13 protein-coding genes are annotated in these 16,217 nt (G+C 68.0%); 7 read left to right on the forward strand and 6 right to left on the reverse strand.

All coding sequences use genetic code 11. The features are described 5' to 3' along the window. Positions 1 to 8 precede the first annotated feature (8 nt). On the reverse strand, positions 9 to 1,985 hold the full coding sequence (locus tag H6717_01860; GenBank protein MCB9575758.1) for an acetyl-CoA carboxylase biotin carboxylase subunit: 1,977 nt from the start codon (positions 1,983 to 1,985) through the stop codon (positions 9 to 11). 65 nt (positions 1,986 to 2,050) lie between these two features. Here H6717_01860 and H6717_01865 point away from each other — a divergent pair, with 65 nt between their 5' ends. Continuing rightward, positions 2,051 to 2,752, forward strand: coding sequence for an oxidoreductase (locus tag H6717_01865; protein MCB9575759.1), 702 nt, complete (start codon positions 2,051 to 2,053; stop codon positions 2,750 to 2,752). On the opposite strand, the gene H6717_01870 is transcribed toward H6717_01865, so the two are convergent. Together H6717_01870 and H6717_01875 are read right to left on the reverse strand one after the other, a co-directional pair. After that, on the reverse strand, positions 2,753 to 3,181 hold the full coding sequence (locus tag H6717_01870) for a DUF4190 domain-containing protein (GenBank protein ID MCB9575760.1): 429 nt from the start codon (positions 3,179 to 3,181) through the stop codon (positions 2,753 to 2,755). It lies immediately after the preceding gene. A gap of 13 nt (positions 3,182 to 3,194) precedes the next feature. Then, positions 3,195 to 4,016, reverse strand: coding sequence for a glycerophosphodiester phosphodiesterase (locus H6717_01875; protein ID MCB9575761.1), 822 nt, complete (start codon positions 4,014 to 4,016; stop codon positions 3,195 to 3,197). A 28-nt stretch (positions 4,017 to 4,044) separates the two neighbouring features. Between H6717_01875 and H6717_01880 the strand changes: the two genes are divergently transcribed. The 6 genes from H6717_01880 to H6717_01905 are packed head-to-tail and all read left to right on the forward strand — an operon-like array spanning position 4,045 to position 11,781. Beyond that, positions 4,045 to 5,133: a hypothetical protein gene (locus H6717_01880; GenBank protein ID MCB9575762.1), complete on the forward strand. Its 1,089-nt coding sequence runs from the start codon at positions 4,045 to 4,047 to the stop codon at positions 5,131 to 5,133. 38 nt (positions 5,134 to 5,171) lie between these two features. Then, entirely contained in the window at positions 5,172 to 5,981 is an 810-nt protein-coding gene (locus H6717_01885; protein MCB9575763.1) for a DUF882 domain-containing protein, read from the forward strand. 7 nt (positions 5,982 to 5,988) lie between these two features. Beyond that, positions 5,989 to 6,795 (forward strand): hypothetical protein, encoded by an 807-nt coding sequence (locus tag H6717_01890; protein MCB9575764.1) that lies wholly within the window; start codon positions 5,989 to 5,991, stop codon positions 6,793 to 6,795. An 8-nt stretch (positions 6,796 to 6,803) separates the two neighbouring features. Further along, positions 6,804 to 8,987, forward strand: a complete 2,184-nt coding sequence (locus tag H6717_01895; GenBank protein MCB9575765.1) for a TonB family protein — start codon at positions 6,804 to 6,806, stop codon at positions 8,985 to 8,987. Between the two features lie 11 nt (positions 8,988 to 8,998). Further along, positions 8,999 to 10,117, forward strand: coding sequence for a methyltransferase (locus tag H6717_01900; GenBank protein MCB9575766.1), 1,119 nt, complete (start codon positions 8,999 to 9,001; stop codon positions 10,115 to 10,117). A 47-nt stretch (positions 10,118 to 10,164) separates the two neighbouring features. Further along, positions 10,165 to 11,781: a hypothetical protein gene (locus tag H6717_01905; protein ID MCB9575767.1), complete on the forward strand. Its 1,617-nt coding sequence runs from the start codon at positions 10,165 to 10,167 to the stop codon at positions 11,779 to 11,781. 8 nt (positions 11,782 to 11,789) lie between these two features. Here the strand turns inward: H6717_01905 and H6717_01910 are convergent, their stop codons facing one another. The 3 genes from H6717_01910 to H6717_01920 form a co-directional block, all read right to left on the reverse strand. Continuing rightward, positions 11,790 to 13,370 (reverse strand): hypothetical protein, encoded by a 1,581-nt coding sequence (locus H6717_01910; GenBank protein ID MCB9575768.1) that lies wholly within the window; start codon positions 13,368 to 13,370, stop codon positions 11,790 to 11,792. Positions 13,371 to 13,456: 86 nt separating this feature from the next. Then, on the reverse strand, positions 13,457 to 14,437 hold the full coding sequence (locus H6717_01915) for a hypothetical protein (protein MCB9575769.1): 981 nt from the start codon (positions 14,435 to 14,437) through the stop codon (positions 13,457 to 13,459). Positions 14,438 to 14,535: 98 nt separating this feature from the next. Further along, positions 14,536 to 16,149: an acyl-CoA carboxylase subunit beta gene (locus H6717_01920; protein MCB9575770.1), complete on the reverse strand. Its 1,614-nt coding sequence runs from the start codon at positions 16,147 to 16,149 to the stop codon at positions 14,536 to 14,538. Positions 16,150 to 16,217: the final 68 nt, after the last annotated feature.

Raw genomic sequence — 16,217 nt, forward strand, 5'->3', positions numbered from 1 at the left:
GTGTACGCTCACTCTTCGCTGCTCACCACGGCGAGAACGGCGTCTGCTTCGACCTGCTCGCCCTCGCTCACCAGAAGCTGGCGCACGACGCCGCTCTCCGGAGCCTTGACGGAATGTTCCATCTTCATGGCTTCGAGCACCACCAAGACCTGCCCCATTTCCACTGCATCGCCCTCGGCCACGGCGAGCTTCACGACCTTGCCGGGCATGGGAGCGACGCAGGCACCGGGGGCAACCTCGATCTCCGGCTCCGGAAAGCGCGGGAGCTCGAGGAACGCGACGGAGCCTTCCACGCCGTGGGCGTAGACGTGATCTCCCGCGCGAATCACGCGCCACGTGTGGCGTACGCCGTCGCCGTCTTCGAAGCTGACCTCGGGACCCTCGACGGAGACGTTGCGGAGCGTGGAGTGGAGCTCCCCGACGTGGACGCTCAGACTGCCGTCGGGGCGCGGCGTGTACTCCACGCGCTGCACGCCGGACTCACGTCGGAGCTCCACCCACTCCGGAGCGAAGCGGTTGTTGCGAAAGCCCGGCGACAGGGCGGGCAGCACGTCCCGGCTCGACTGTCGTGCGTGGCGGCCCTCGAGCGCCACGGCGATGGCGCCCAGTGCGGTGGGATCCGGCGCGTCGGTTTCCGGGCTCGACAAGTGCTCGTCGATGAAATGGGTGTGGGTGTTGCCGCTTGCGAACTCCTCGTGCCCCAGAACACGGAGCAAGAAGGCGCGATTCGTCACCACGCCCTGGAGGCTGAGCTTCGAGAGGGCACCCCGCATCTTCTGGATCGCTTCCGGTCGAGAGGGCGCCCAGGTGATCACCTTGGCGATCATGGGGTCGTAGTGGATGCCGATCTCCGTGCCCGCTTCGACGCCGGTATCGACCCGCAAATCGGGCATTTCGGGGAAGTGGAAGTCCACGACCTTGCCGGTCGTGGGCAAGAAGCCGTTGTCCGCGTCTTCCGCGTACAAGCGGCATTCGACGGCGGCGCCGTTCATGCGTAGGTCTTCCTGACGGAAGGACAGCGCGTGGCCCTGCGCCACCAGGAGCTGCTCCCTCACGATGTCGATACCGGTGACGGCTTCGGTGATCGGATGCTCCACCTGCAGGCGCGTGTTGACCTCCAGGAAGTAGAACTTGCGGTCCGGCCCCAGGATGAACTCCACGGTTCCCGCGCTCTGGTAGTCCACCGCCTTGCCCACGGCCACGGCGGCTCGCCCCATCTCGTCACGAAGCGCCGCGTCCAGCGCGGGGGAGGGAGTCTCTTCGATGATCTTCTGATGCCGTCGCTGAATGCTGCACTCGCGCTCGAACAGGTGCACCAGGTTGCCGTGGGCGTCCCCGAGGATCTGGATCTCCACGTGGCGCGGACGTTCGATGTACTTCTCGATCAGGAGCGTGTCGTTGCCGAAGGAGCTCTTGGCCTCGCGCTTGGCGCCCTCGATGGCGGCTTCCAGCTCGGCGTCGTCGTGCACGACGCGCATGCCCTTGCCCCCACCCCCCGCGCTGGCCTTGACCAAAATCGGAAAGCCGATGCGTCGTGCTTCCGCGGACAGGCCCTGGACAGTCTGATCCTCGGCACTTCCTCCCGGAATCACGGGAACACCGGCCTTGGCGACGATCGCCTTCGCCTCGCGCTTGAGGCCCATGTCGCGGATGGCGCGGGGCGACGGCCCGACGAAGGTGATGCCGGCGCTGGCGCAGGCTTCGGCGAGCTCCGCGTTCTCCGCCAGGAACCCGAAGCCAGGGTGAATGGCGTTGGCGCGCGTCCGCTTGGCTGCGTCCACGATCTTGTCGATGCGCAGGTAGCTCTCGGCGCTGGAGGCCGGGCCGATGCGCACCGCGCGATCCGCGCTGCGAACGAACGGGGCGCCTTCGTCCGCGTCGGAGAACACCGCCACGGTGGAGATGCCCATGGCGCGAGCCGTGCGCTGAATACGCGCAGCGATCTCGCCCCGGTTCGCGATCAAGAGCGTGAATGCGCCTGTCATTTCGCGGCGGAGGCTACCACGGGGCCCCGTTGCGTTGGGTCGCTGCGTGCTATAAAGGGGCGCGCATGGTGGCTGACGAAGCCGGAGTCGTTGCGGAGCTGATCTCGGCGCGAAGCCTGTCCCCCAGAGTGAAACACCTGGTGCTGCGTTCCGTGGGCGAAACGCCCTTCGAGTGGCAAGCCGGACAGCACGTGGAGCTCTCCATTCCGTCCATTGGGTCCCAGGCCCAGCCCTATTCCATCGCGTCGGCGCCCAACGTCGAGCGGCCTGGAGAGTTCGAGCTGGCCGTGTCTCGCGGTGGAGACGTGGAGGAGCTGCCGGTAGGTCTCCAGCTCGAGGTGCGGGGACCACGGGGCGCGTTCTTGAGGCGTTCGACGGCGGACACCCCGACGCTGTTCGTGGCCAACGGAACGGGCGTGGCGCCGGTGCGGGCCATGCTCCAGGAAGAGTTCAAGAACGGCAATTCCGCCAATGTGGTGCTGCTGTTCGGCTGCCGCAGCGAGATGGACCTCTTGTGGCGAGCAGAGCTGGAGGCTCTGGCGGAAGAGCACCCGCGCTTTCGCTTCGAGCCGACGCTTTCCCGTCCGACCAACGGCTGGACCGGGCGTCGCGGCTACGTGCAGGAGCACCTCGCGGAGCTGGTGGCCACGCTGGCCGAGCCCGACGTCTACGTGTGCGGGCTCACGGAGATGGTCACGGATTGCGTGGGTCGCCTCACGTCCGAGCACGGCATTACGAGCGAACGCATCGTGACCGAGAAGTACTGATCACGGCCCGGACAGAAGTCCGACGCCCATCAGTCCGAAGAAGAACACGATCATCACCAAGTTGAGGATCAAGAACAGCGCGTTGATGACCAGCGCTGCGATCGCCAGCCCCTTGCCCTGGTAGCGTTGCGGCTCGTTGTTGCAGCGGTTGATGGACACGAACCCCAGCACCAGGCCGACGATATTGGCGGCCAGGGCCACCGGACCGCAGCAGAAGTAGACAGGCACACTCACGATGCCGAGCACCAGAGCGATGATGCCCATCGGCTCGGTTTGGGTGCCGCCGGTGGGGTTGCCGGGAGTGTAGGGGTTCACGCCCGGGGGCAGCGCCGTGCCCCAACCCCCGACCGGTCCTTGCGGTGGTGCTCCAGGCGGAGCGCCCCAACCCTGGGGGCCACCGGGAGGAGCGCCTGGCGGGGGCGGCTGCATCGAGATCTGGTTATCACGCCCAGAGTGCTGCGCACACGCTGGCCAGCACGTCCGGGCGATCCGACATCAAGCCATCGACGCCCAGGGCGGCGAGTCGCCGCATCTCTTCGGCGTCGTCGATGGTCCACACGTGAACCTGGACGCCGCGCGCATGCGCTTGGGACACGAAGCTCGGCGTGACGACGGTCAGGGGACCTTGGGCGACGGGCACCTGCAGCGCGTCGTAGTCGATGGCGAGGGCGCGGGTGGCGCCGGCGCGGGCCGCCGCCCAGAACAGCGTCACCTCCCGGGCGCTCGCGCTGGTCGCCACGGCGCCGCCACAAGCGCGACGAAACTCCGCCACCAGCGAGTGCTTTGCCGCGGCGATCAGCACGCGGTCCTGCAGCGAGCGCTCCTCGATGAATTGCCACATGGCGCGCGGAAGGTCCACGCCTTCGGCCTTGAGCTCCACGTTGATTCGCACCGACGCATCGAGCTCGCACAGCTCGGCGAAGGTCGGGATCCTCAGGCCCTTGCCGCGGAAGGGAAACGTGCGCCCGTCCTGTGACATGCGATAGCCCGCGTCCAGCCGTCGCAGTTCGTCGAAGGTGAAGTTCGCGATGTACCCGTGGCCATTCGTCGTGCGATCCAACCGCGCGTCGTGGAACACCACGATCTCTCCGTCACGGGTACGGTGAACGTCGGTTTCCAGGTGCGTGACGCCCAGGGCCAGCGCGCCGCGAAACGCCTCGATGGTGTTTTCCGGCCACAACGCCGAGCCACCGCGATGCGCGAAAGCGAGGGGACGGTCACCCTGGAGGAACGCTCGGGGGACGCTGGTGGATTGGTCCGGCATTTGCTATCGGTCCCATCGAGGTGAACCGGTGAACGGATTGACGACGGTGTTCCGTGCGGCGCTGGGGGGCGCCCTCTTGATCCTGGCTTCCAGCTGCATGGGAGGGCAGTTTGGTGCCCTGGGCGCTGCGGCGTGCCCCGCGCTGGGCTCCGGGGACCCATTGCAGTTCAACTACTCCGCCAACGCCAGTGCCAACGGCAAGGTGAAGTCTTTCGTGCTCGCCGCGCGATCGCTGATGGAGACCTCCACCAAGATGGAGGCGCTGGCGACCCAGGCGTGTCGCAACATGGGGCGTGATCTGGGCATTCCGGACCAGGCGATGACGGCTCAGAACGACGAGCCCGGCGCTTCGGCCAAGGCCGCCTGCACGGTCGTCGCGGGACAGATCAACGCCATCCTGAGAGCGGGCATCCAGATCCAGGCGCAGGTCTCGCCGCCTCAGTGTCAAGCGAACTTCCAGGCCAAAGCGCGCTGCGAGGGTGCCTGCAGCGCGCAGGTGGACCCTGGGCAGATCGTGGCGCAGTGCGAGCCCGGCAAGCTGAGTGGCTACTGCCAAGGGCGCTGCGAGGGTCAGTGCGAGGGCGTGTGTCAGGGCCAGTGCAACGGTCAGTGTTCCGCGATGAATGCTCAGGGGCAGTGCAACGGTCAGTGCAATGGAACCTGTAACGGTGGCTGCACGGCGACCTGCCACGCCAAGTGTGAGGGCCAGTGGCAGGCACCCAAGTGCGAGGGCAGCATCACTCCCCCGAGCGCGGACGCCGAGTGCAACGCGAGCTGTAACGCCACCGCGAACCTGCAGGCGGAGTGCACGCCGGCGCAGGTGAACGTGCAGACCAACGCGAACACCGAGATGGCCATGCGCCTGGCGACCACGCTGCGCGCGAACCTGCCCTATCTCCTGAAAGCGGAGATCGGCCTCGGCCGGCGGGTGGCTGCGGACGCGAAGGTCGTCGTGGACGTCGGCGCACAGCTGCCGAAGATCATCGGCAACGCCGGTGCCCAAGCCGTTGCCTGTGTGGCGGCGGCGGCCCAAGCCTCCGTGCAAGCGTCGGCACGCATCAACGTCAGCATCCAGGCCAGCGCCAGCGTCAGCGGCCAGGTGGCCGGCCACAGCTGAATTTCGGCGATTTCCGCTGGCTTTTGCGAGGCCGGCGGATGGATGTCATGGTCGCGACGCTGATGCGGTGGATGTTTCCCATGCTGCTGGCGCTTGCGGCCACGCTGTCCGTGCCGTCGGCCCACGCCGAGGCCAAGGCCGTGCGGCACACGATCCAGCGGGGCGAGACGCTCTCGTCGATCGCGGCCAAGTACAACACCAACGTGGCGAGCATCTGTCGTTGGAACGCGATCAAGAAGACTGCGATGCTCACGCCGGGCAAGAAGATCGGCGTTCCACTCCCTCCCGGTGCGTCCGCGCCCAAGAAGTCGGAAGCCAAGAAGTCCGGTGAGAGCTGGCAGTCTTTCAAGAAGACGCCTGACCGTCCCGGCTACGTGAAGCTCGTCGGCTACACGGGCAAGTGGGAAGGCTACGCGGTCGGCAAGGGCGGCAAGGTCATCGGAAATGCTCGCGAAGCCTTCAACGACGTTTTGTCTTCTCGGAGGACGAAGAAAGAGAAGGACATCGACACCCGGCTGATACAGCTGGTGGCGCAGGTCAGCGACGTGTTCGGGGGTCGCACCATCCACGTGGTGAGCGGCTACCGCCCTGGCACCCACTCCAAGCATTCCACTGGTCACGCGTTGGACTTCACGGTGGAGGGCGTGCCCAACTGGGCCGTGCGGGACTACCTGCTCACCCTGGATCTGGTGGGCGTGGGGTACTACCCGAACTCCTTTCACGTCCATCTGGATACTCGGGACCGCAAGACCTACTGGGTGGACGTCTCCCGTCCGGGGCAGCGGGCGCACTACGTGAAGCCTGCGCGCCGCGCCACGCACCACAAGAAGAGCCGCCGCAAGCGCTGAGGTGACGGTGGCGGGGCGTCCGGTCGTCGCGGTTCTGCTTCTCGGGCTGGCGTCGTCCTGCAGCGGCAGCGATGAGGACGCACAGCGACCTCCGGCCAAGGAAGCGGGCGTGGTCGAAGCGTCGTGGGACGTGCAAGTGGAAGACGCGGGCGTCGATGCGCCGCCCGAGGCCGCGCCGCCCTGCGGCGACGACATGGTGCACGTGGACGACTTTTGCATCGATCGCTACGAGGCGCCCAACGTCCCTGGGCAAGTGGCGTTGGTGATGTACACGTTCGTGGAGAGCGAGGCTTGGTGCGCCGCTCGCGGCAAGCGCTTGTGCTTCGACGACGAATGGACTCGGAGCTGCGCTGGGGTGGCTGAAAGCAAGTACCCCTACGGGGACACCCACGAGCCCGGAATCTGCAACGACGACAAGCTGTGGAAGCTCTACGATCAGCAGAAGCTGAACGGCTGGCCCATCACGGTATCCAAGCCGGAGGTGGAAACCCTAACGGAGCTGCTCGCCACGGCGAAGCAAGTCTCTCAGGTGGCGGCCGTGGCCGCGGACCACGTGGAGTGGCTGTACCAGGGAGAAGCCGCGGGCGAGAGCCCGGGGTGCACCGGGCCCGACCAGGTTTTCGACCTGGAAGGCAACGTGGAAGAGTGGACTCGACGCCGGGACGGCGGCACCCAGGACTTCCACGGTAGTCTCAAGGGGCGATACTGGGCCGAACCACGCACCTGTCAGAGCGCGGTGACCACCCACGGTGATGGCTTTCGCTTCTACGAGATCGGTTTCCGCTGTTGTCGCGACCTGAGCGGTGGCGGCTGATTCTCCTCGTGTTGGCCCTCGCGCTGCCCGCGGGTGCCCAGGAGATCGTGCGCCCCACGCCGGTCGGCGAGACGCGGGTGGACTACCCCCAGGGCGCCCAGGGCGACGCCGTGGTGGTGCTCGAGATCGTGGTCGACGCCGATGGCGCCGTGCGGGACGTGACTGTCGTGAGCGGCTCGCCGCCGTTCTCCGACGTGGCCCTGGCGTCTGCTCGGCGTTGGACGTTCAGCCCCGCGAAACGGGATGGAAAGCCGATGGCAGCGCGCATCCGCTTCGAGGTTCGCTTCACCGAGCCTCCGCCGCCGGCTCCGGAGCCCAGCAGTGCTCCCCCTCCCGTGGCTCCAGAGCCGAAGCGCGTGAGCGTGCAGGCGCCCATCGACGTGACGGTGGAAGGCGACAAACGCCCTCCGGGCGTGACGACCTTCACCCGAGCCGAGGTCCGCGAGATCCCAGGCAGCTTCGGTGACCCTTTTCGCGCCGTGGAAGCCATGCCCGGCGTCACCCCCATCATTTCTGGCGTGCCGTACTTCTTCGTGCGCGGCGCACCGCCCGGCAACGTGGGCTATTTCCTCGACGGCATTCGCGTTCCGCTGCTCTACCACGTGGGCCTCGGACCTTCGGTGGTTCATCCGGCCATCGTCGATCGCGTCGACCTGTACCCCGGCGGCTACCCCGCGCGTTACGGACGCTTTGCCGGCGGCATCGTGGCCGGCGAGATCACTCCGCCGCGGGCGGACTTCCACGGCGAGGCCAACCTGCGGCTAGTGGACGCGGGCGCGCTGGTGGAAGCGCCCATCGCCAATCACCGCGGGACGGTGCTCCTGGGCGGACGCTACTCCTACACCGGGCTCTTGCTTTCGCTCTTGTCCGACGGCGTGCTCGACTACTGGGACTACCAGGCGCGTTTCTCCTACGACGTGACGCCGCGGGATACGCTCTCTCTTTTCTCCTTCGGTGCTTACGATTTCCTGGGGGAGAAGAGACCCGGGGGCGAGGTGAAGACGCTGCTCTCGACGGAGTTTCATCGCGTCGATCTCTCGTGGACCCATCGGCCGACTCCACGCACCAGCACCAAGCTGGCGGTCACCGTGGGATTGGATCGCACGCGGGGCTCCGAGGACGACGTCTTCGTGCGGGATCGCTCGGTAGCGCTGCGCAGCAGCGTGCGGCACCGTCAGAGCAAGACCGCGGAGCTTCAAGCCGGCAGCGACGTCACCACCGACACGTATGACGTCGTCGCGCCTGCGCTGGATCCAGAGAATCCCGAGGACCGCGAAGCGTTCCAGCGACTGTTCCCCACCCGTACGGATCTCGCGACCGGGGTCTGGGGCCAGGTGGTGCTGCGCCCGGAGCCTTGGATGACCCTCACCCCTGGCGTGCGGGTGGATCTGTACGCCTCGGACGGCTCCGCGGCGTGGGCGGTGGAGCCGCGCATCGCGGCTCGCTTCGAGGTGACGCCGAAGTGGCGGCTGCTGCACGCGTTCGGGTTGGCGCACCAGCCACCGAGCTTCGTGGTGCCCGTTCCCGGGTTCCAGATTTCGGGCCTCGAGGCTGGGTTGCAGCGCAGCGTGCAGTACAGCTCGGGGGTGGAGACGGACCTGCCCTGGGACGTGACGGCGTCCTTCACGCTGTTCCAGAACGCGTTCTTTCGCATGACTGACGCGCTGGGCGCCTCCCGCGGCAGTGAAGGGGGCACGGAGGTCTTGGAGCAGCGCAGCTTGGGCTCCTCTGTGGGGGCGGAGGTGTTCCTGAAGCGTCCGCTCACCAAGAAGCTCGGGGGCTTCCTCTCCTACACCTTGTCGCGCTCCACTCGCAGCATCGGTCGCGAGCACTTCCCGTCGTCCTTCGACCGCACCCATGTGCTGAACTTCGCGCTGGCGTACGACTTGGGTCGACGCTGGCGGGCCGGCACGCGCTTCGTCTACTACACGGGCTTTCCCGGGCAGGACGCCGATCCGGATCGCCTGCGCTCCGCGCACCCGTCGCGCATTCCCGCGTTCTATCGGGTGGACGCCCGCATCGAGAAGCGCTGGCGCTTGGGGCAGTCGGGCTACTGGGCCGCGGTGCTGGAAGTCCTGAACGCCACGTTGTCGAAGGAGGTCGTGAACGTTTCCTGCGATGGGGATCGCTGCGAAAATGAAGAAGTGGGTCCGGTCACGGTACCAAGCATCGGCGTCGAGGCAGTGTTTTGAGCCTCGCCGCCGTGCGCCAAGTGCTGTTCGAGTTCGCCGACGTGCTCGAGGGACGCGTGGTCGACGCGGCGGTGCCCGCGTGGTGTGAGCGTCGGGGCTGGACCGAGGCCCTGCTTTCCCTGAGCGACGCCGAGCTGCTGCGCGCCGAGCTCGTCGGGCTGCGAGCGAGCGAACCCGAGAACCTGGTGGCGTTCTGCGCGCGGACGGAAGCCCTCGCGGCGCCGTACCGTGGGACGACGACCGCACCAGCGTCCGTCCAGCGGGGCGTGAAGCTGCGCAAGTCGGCACAGATCGAAGCGCTGCTGGCCGAGTGCCGCGCGGCGAAGCCGCCGCAGCGCATCGTGGACTTCGGTGCGGGCCTCGGGCACCTCACCCGCGCGCTGGCGTCGGAGCTCGACGTGGAAGCTGTGGGCGTGGAGTGCGATCCAGTGCGCGTGGCGGCGGCAGAGCGACTGGGCGGAGCCCGCTTTCGAGTGGCGGACGCGGCTGAGGTGGCCCTCGCTGCCGGTGACCTGGTGGTGGGCCTGCACGCCTGCGGCGCCCTGGGCGACACGCTGGTGGAGCGTGCGGCCGCTCACGGCGCCGACGTGCTCCTGGTCTCCTGCTGTCCGCACAAGACGACGGCAGCGGAGCGACGCTCCATTTCTCGGGAGGGGGCCGGCCTGGGCCTCTCGCGCATCGCCTTGGGGGCCGCCAACATCGCGCACCTCCAGCGGGTCGAAGACATGGATCGAGTGATGTCGGGGCGGCGCGAGCGCTTCGCGCTGCGGCGTTTGCTCGAGCGCCGGGACGTCCACGAGCCGGCGGGGCACGAGCTGTACGGCGTGCCGCGGCGGCGCGTGGGCAAGGGGCTCGCGGCCTGTGCGGAGATCGCGTTTCGACGTCGCGGCCTCGCGCCGCCGAGCGCCGCGGAGCTGTCGTGGGCGGAGCGGGAGGCGGCGCGCGAGCACGGCCGCGTGCGACGCCTGAACCTGCCGCGCTATCGCCTCGCGCGCATGGCGGAGCTCTTCATCGTGTTCGACCGCGCGGCGTACTTGTCCGAGCGCGGCTATCAGGTGAGCGTGCGCGCGCTGTTCCCGTTCGACGTGTCTTCGCGCAACGTGGCGATCTTCGCTGGAGCGCCAATGTAGGTCGGGGTGGGGACGCCAGCCGCGCGCGGTGGGTGTATGCTTTCGTCATGGCGGGACGGAGCGCACTGGCGTTCTTGGCGGGCCTGCTCGTGGCGACACCGGCGCTGGCGGTGGGCGAGAGCACGAGTGACGGGTTCCCGAACTGGGCCGAACGCGTGATGCACGAGTGGACCAATCGCGCCCGCGTGGATCCGCAGCTGGAGATGACCCAGTGCGGCGCTCCGTGCGGCGAGAAGGCCTGCTACTCGCCCCTCGCGCCGGTCTACTACCTGGAAGGGCTGAATCGCGCCGCCCGCTTCCATTCCGACGAGATGGTGAAGCAGGGCTACTTTGCCCACGACTCCGCCTGCACCGTGGTCAACAACATCGCGTCCATCTGGCCGGCGAGCTGCGACGGGTCTGCCAGCTGCGCCTGCGTGGGAGGCACCCAGACGTGCAGCCCCACGTGCAGCAGCTTCTCCGCCCGCGTGAAGTTGTTCGGGCCCAGCGGGACGGGCGAGATCATCGCCAGCTCGACGGATCCCAATTCCGCCTTCTACCAGTGGCTGTACGAGAATTCGTCGAGCACCACCTGCGCCTTCTCGCAGGCGAACGGTCACCGCTGGCTGCTCTTGAAGTCCACCGGCGCCGTGGGGTTCGGCTCGACGGGCCGCTCCGTGGGGGATTTCTCCGGAGGAGGGACGGCCTATGCGATCCCTTCCGGCTCGCACTACCCGCGGCAAGCGGCGACGGTGGACGCGTGGGCCAACTGGTATTCCGCGGCGGGCCCCAAGCAGGCTCTGGTGAACGTGGATGGCAGCTGCACCTCGATGAGCCTGGGACGCGGCAGCGCGACGAACGGCGCCTGGACCGCGAAGGTGAGCGGCGTGGGGAGCGGGTGCCACCGCTACTACTTCGTGTTCACCAACGCGAGCAATGCGACCGTGACCTATCCGTCCAGTGGGTCGCTCGGGATCGGTCCGGCGGGCAGCTGCGCAGACTGGAACAGCACGCGCCCAGCGATGGGGACGGGCTGTGGCGCGTGTACGCCCCAGTGTGGAGGGAAGCAGTGTGGCCCGGATGGTTGTAGCGGCAGCTGCGGGAGCTGCAGCGGCGGAACGACGTGCAACGCGTCCGGGCAGTGCGTCGCGACGGGGACCGGCGGAAGTGGCGGCACGGGTGGCGCGACGGGGGGCAGTGGCGGCACGGGTGGCGCGACGGGGGGCAGTGGCGGCACGGGTGGCGCGACGGGGGGCAGTGGCGGCACGGGTGGCGCGACGGGGGGGCAGTGGCGGCACGGGTGGCGCGACGAACACGGGTGGCAGCGCGGCGGCGACGGGCACCGGCGGCGCGACGAACACGGTGGCAGCGCCGGCGCGACGGGCACCGGCGGCGCGACGAACACGGGTGGCAGCGCCGGCGCGACGGGCATGGGCGGCGCGACGAACACGGGTGGCGCGACGGGCACGGGTGGCGCGACGAACACCGGCGGCGCGAGCCTTGGCGGCGCGACGGGCAGCGACGGCGGGCTCGGCCTCGACGGGCCGGGCGACGTGGAAGGCACCTGCGCCTGCAGCGCCGTGGGCTCGCGCAGGGCCGACGGCGCGGCGTATCTGTTCGGCCTCGCGCTGCTCGTCCTCCGACGTCGGCGCCGGGCATCGCGCCGAACCAACCAGATACCGTAGCTATCGGCTCAGGTGATGTTCTCGATGCGGCGGATGCCCTTGCGTGTGACCACGACGCGTAGGCGGTGCCAGGGTGCGTCGTCGTCGCCCACGCGGCGCAGACGATAGACGACGGCGATGTTGTAGACGCGAGGTGCCTGGGCCGAGCCCACGCGACCGGCGACGGGATCCGCGAACACGATGTCGCGCTTGGGGTCGTCCGTGTGGGCCAGCCAGGGGCCGAGGTTCAGGCGAAAGATTTCCGTGAGGGCCGACAGGCGCGGGTCGGCCTTCACCACGCGATCCGCGAACAGCGTGACCTGCTTTTGGTGGAACAGAACCGTCTCCGGGCGCGCCTGCTCTTCGAGGGGATGCTCTCGCGTGATTCGTCGCGAGGCGAGCACCGCTTCGGGCACCGTGTCCCAGCCGATGAAGCCGCTCTGCTCCTTCATGGTGCCCAAGGTGACGCCGCGCTCGCGATCACGAATGCGCCAGCGGCGGTCGGGGAAGTGCCGATCGAGCACGCTGGAGAACACGTGCTGGAGTGAGGCCTTGATGCGATCCTTGGCGGCGTAGGCCACGACGGCGATCAGCATCCAGTCCATCCAGCGCCGCGGCTCGGCCTGAAAGCCGTTCAAGATGCCGGCGCCGATGGCGAAACCCATGGCCACGCTGGCGGCCACGGCGAACAGCAGCTCCCGAACCCAGCGCGAGGCCGGCCGCACCTCCGGCGACAGCCACAGCACGCTGGCGGTGAAACGCTTGAGCATGTGGCGGCGAAACTCGATGGTCTCGATGTCCCTACGCTTCATGCCCAGACGCCCGATGCCGCCCAGGCCTTGGCTCGAGCGATGGCGCGCTTCCGCCAGGGCGGCGTCCTCCACTTCTTGCACCACGCGGCGGGGAGCCTGGGCGCGCTCGAGGCGCTGCCCAACATGGGCGAGCAGCGCTTCCAACAGGCGCGACACGTCCTCTTGAACCCAGCATGCAGCGGTTGCCAGCGGATCCCCACGCTCGCCGACGCCTTGGAGAGTTTGACGAAGCTCCGCGCTCACTCGACGAGCGTTTCGAGCCAGGCCGAGCGCCAGGTCGAACGCGTGCTCCGGCGTGTTCTTCGATAGTGCGTCGAAGATCTGACGCCGAACGTTCACGCCGGCGGCGCGCACCCGACAGGCGTACAGCCGGAGCTCGTTCATGGCGTGCTCCGCCGAGCCGTCCGCGAGTGCGCGCTTCACGTCGTCCATCGCGTCGTCGCCGAGGGCGCCGAACTCGACCTCCGGCACCTCGAAGCGCACGTAGCTCTGCAGGTCGGAGTAGATGTCGTTCTTGTCGTAGGTGCGGCTATCGAGCCGCAGGCTCTCGGGGGCGAAGAAGAACGCCTGCCACTCGTATTGCTCCCGCGACGACCCTGCCGTCAGCCGGTAGTCGATGGCGAACTCCACGTGGGTGCGGTCGTGGACGTGGAAGGTGGGCTCCTCGCGCCGTGACAGGTCGGCGACCAGCGAGCCCCAGTCCGTGGTCCGCTCGTTCCCCGGAGTAGTGGGGGAAGGAAGCGAAACTACGGGAGAATTCTTGGGCTCGAGCTGGACGACACGGTGGGCGATGGCCACCTCCTTGTCACCTCAGCGTCACACATTCGTCAAAAAAGTCCAGCCAAAGGTTGCGTTTCGACAGGTTTCTTGTCGGTGCGCCGCGGTCACGACGTGGGGCAGATCACGGTGACCACCTTGCGTGCGCCGGGGCACGGCGAGCCGGTCCCGAGGCTGCCGGTGAAGGAGAGCAGCACCGCGGAGCCGAGCACTGCGAGGGATGCCGTCGTTACGCTCAGCGGCGCCAGAGAGTCGTCTCCCAGGTTCGGGACCTCGCAAGGCGCGAGCAGGCTCTCGGTATCGAGCGAACGCGCGGCGTCGGTGGCGACGCCGGTCAGGTGCAGCGTCCCGCTGACGGATGGATCCCCGGCGTAGAGGGTCGTGAGCTCCGTTCCGACCTGCGTGATGGTGAGCGTGCCGCCGGTTCCACCACTGCCGATGAACCAGGTCGTGGCGCCGCCCTGATACTCGGTTGCGATCTGAGAGTGACAGGAGAGCGTGCCCCCTGGCACTCCGTTGACGACGTTGGGCGCCAGCACTGGGTCCAATGCCGGTCCGTCCTGACACACGACCCACGCACGAGCGGGCGTCGACGGCGTTCCGCATGGGCCGGCGACCCCGCTCAGGGTGCCCGCCGCCGACAGGAACAGGGTGCCGCCCGCTTCGATCAACGCGCCGCCGTTCGCCTCGAGACTCGCGGGGAACGGGACCTCGTTGCTGAAACCGATGCCCTGGACGCACAAGCCCGAGTAGCCAGACAGCGTCTGACCAGCGTGCGACAGGCGCGCCGAAGCCGCGCTGCTCACCGTGAAATCCAAGATGCGCGACAGCGCGGGCGCTCGCTCGTAGTCGGCGGTCACGGTAGAGCCACTCTCCGTCAGCGTCAGCGATGCGTCGGGGACGGCCCCGATGCCGTTGAGGAACACGTTGCCATCGGGGTTCTCCAGCGCTTCGGTGCAATGGCTCCAGGTGCCCTCGGGAAAGTGCGGGGCTCCGCCTTCAGCGGCGGGCTCCGACTCGTCGAGCCCGATGGTGCGCGCGCCGCATCCCGACAGCAGCACGAGCGCGAAGGCGAAACAGGACCGCACCCCCGTAGCGTCCCGCGGCGCGACGCTCAGGTCCAGCCCGCGGGTTCGGGGCGCGGTGTGACCGCGGCGGACCGAAAATATCAAGCCGGGGATGGCGATCAGTGGCGGAAGACGCCGAAGCTCTGGGTGCCGCGTACTCTCGCGTTGTGCGCCGTGGACAGGGCGATGCCCACCACGTCCCGCGTCTGACGCGGGTCGATGATGCCGTCGTCCCACAGGCGCGCGGTGGCGAAGAAGGGATCGCTCTCCTGATCGATCTTCATCTCGATCATCTGCTTGGCCATTTCGAGCTGTTGCTCGTCCACTTCCAGGCCGCGCTTGGCCGCGGCCTCGCGGCGGATGATCTCGAGCACGCCAGCGAGCTGTTTGCCGCCCATCACTGCGATGCGATGGTTCGGCCAGGTGAAGAGCAGGCGGGGATCGTAGGCCCGGCCACACATGGCGTAGTTGCCGGCGCCGTAGCTGGCGCCAATCATGATGGTGATGGCGGGCACCGTGGAGTTGCTCACCGCGTTGATCATCTTGGCGCCGTTCTTGATGATGCCTTCCTGCTCGTATTTCTTGCCGACCATGAAGCCGGTGATGTTCTGCAGGTAGAGCAGGGGGACGTCGCTCTGGTTGCACAGCTCGATGAACTGCGCACCCTTGTTGGCGCTCTCCGAGAACAGGATGCCGTTGTTCGCCAGGATGCCCACGGGGTAGCCGTGGATGAAGGCCCAGCCGCACACCAGGGTGGCGCCGTACAGCGGCTTGAACTCGCTGAAGCGCGAGCCGTCCACGATACGCGCGATCACCTCGCGGGCCTCGAAGGGAACGCGGATGTCGGGGCTGGCGATGCCGAGCAGCTCGTCCGCGTCGTACAGCGGCGGCTCCACCCGGCGTGCGGGGGAGGGTCCGGCCTTGGTCCAGTTCAGGTGGGCCACGATCTCCCGCGCAATGCGGATCGCGTCGCGCTCGTCCTCCGCGAGGTAGTCGCTGACGCCGCTGATCTTGGAGTGCATCTCCGCGCCGCCCAGCTCTTCGTGCTCGGTCTCTTCCCCGGTGGCCATCCTCACCAGCGGCGGACCGGCCAGGTACACCTGCGCCTGCTGCTTGACCATGACCACGTAGTCGCTCATCCCGGGGATGTAGGCGCCGCCCGCGGTGGAGCTGCCGCACACCACGCAGATGGTCGGAATGCGCTCTTCGCTCCGCCGCGTCAGATCGCGAAAGCCCTGGCCGCCGGGTACGAAGATCTTGTGCTGGTTGGGCAGATCCGCGCCGGCGCTCTCGATGATGCTGATGCCGGGTAGCCGGTTCTGCTCCGCGATCTCCGCGAGCCGCTTGGTCTTCTTCACCCCCAGCTCGTTGATGGCGCCGCCGCGCACGGTGGACTCGCTCGCGGTGATGAGACACTCGACCCCGCTCACCATGCCCACGCCGCCGACGCTGCTGGCCCCCGTCGCGTGGTCGTCCACGTCGTGGCCGGCCAGCGCACACAGCTCCAGAAAGTGCGAGTCGCGATCGATCAAGAGCTCCACGCGCTCTCGCGGCAGGAGCTTTCCCGCGGCCTTGTGCCGGGACACGTACTTCTCGCCGCCACCGGCGCGGGACTTCTCGAGCGCCGCCTCCAAACGCTCCAGGCTCTTCAAATTCTGCTCGTAGTTTTGCTGGAACGTTTCGGCCTTCTTGTCGAGCTTGCTGCGCAGGATCGGATACGGCTGAGCGTGCATCCCGGCCACGCTACAGTGTTTTTCATTGGGTGGTAACACGCGACGCTTGGCGACCCTGGAAAACTGGT

The sequence above is a fragment of the Polyangiaceae bacterium genome (genome assembly GCA_020633235.1).
Taxonomy (GTDB): Bacteria; Myxococcota_A; Polyangia; order Polyangiales; family Polyangiaceae; genus JACKEA01.

What these genes read in the sequence shown, in the direction of transcription:
- H6717_01860 (MCB9575758.1), bottom strand. Translation starts at nt 1,985, where the DNA reads ATGACAGGCGCATTCACGCTCTTGATCGCGAACCGGGGCGAGATCGCT.
- H6717_01865 (MCB9575759.1), top strand. Translation starts at nt 2,051, where the DNA reads ATGGTGGCTGACGAAGCCGGAGTCGTTGCGGAGCTGATCTCGGCGCGA.
- H6717_01870 (MCB9575760.1), bottom strand. Translation starts at nt 3,181, where the DNA reads ATGCAGCCGCCCCCGCCAGGCGCTCCTCCCGGTGGCCCCCAGGGTTGG.
- H6717_01875 (MCB9575761.1), bottom strand. Translation starts at nt 4,016, where the DNA reads ATGCCGGACCAATCCACCAGCGTCCCCCGAGCGTTCCTCCAGGGTGAC.
- H6717_01885 (MCB9575763.1), top strand. Translation starts at nt 5,172, where the DNA reads ATGGATGTCATGGTCGCGACGCTGATGCGGTGGATGTTTCCCATGCTG.
- H6717_01905 (MCB9575767.1), top strand. Translation starts at nt 10,165, where the DNA reads ATGGCGGGACGGAGCGCACTGGCGTTCTTGGCGGGCCTGCTCGTGGCG.
- H6717_01920 (MCB9575770.1), bottom strand. Translation starts at nt 16,149, where the DNA reads ATGCACGCTCAGCCGTATCCGATCCTGCGCAGCAAGCTCGACAAGAAG.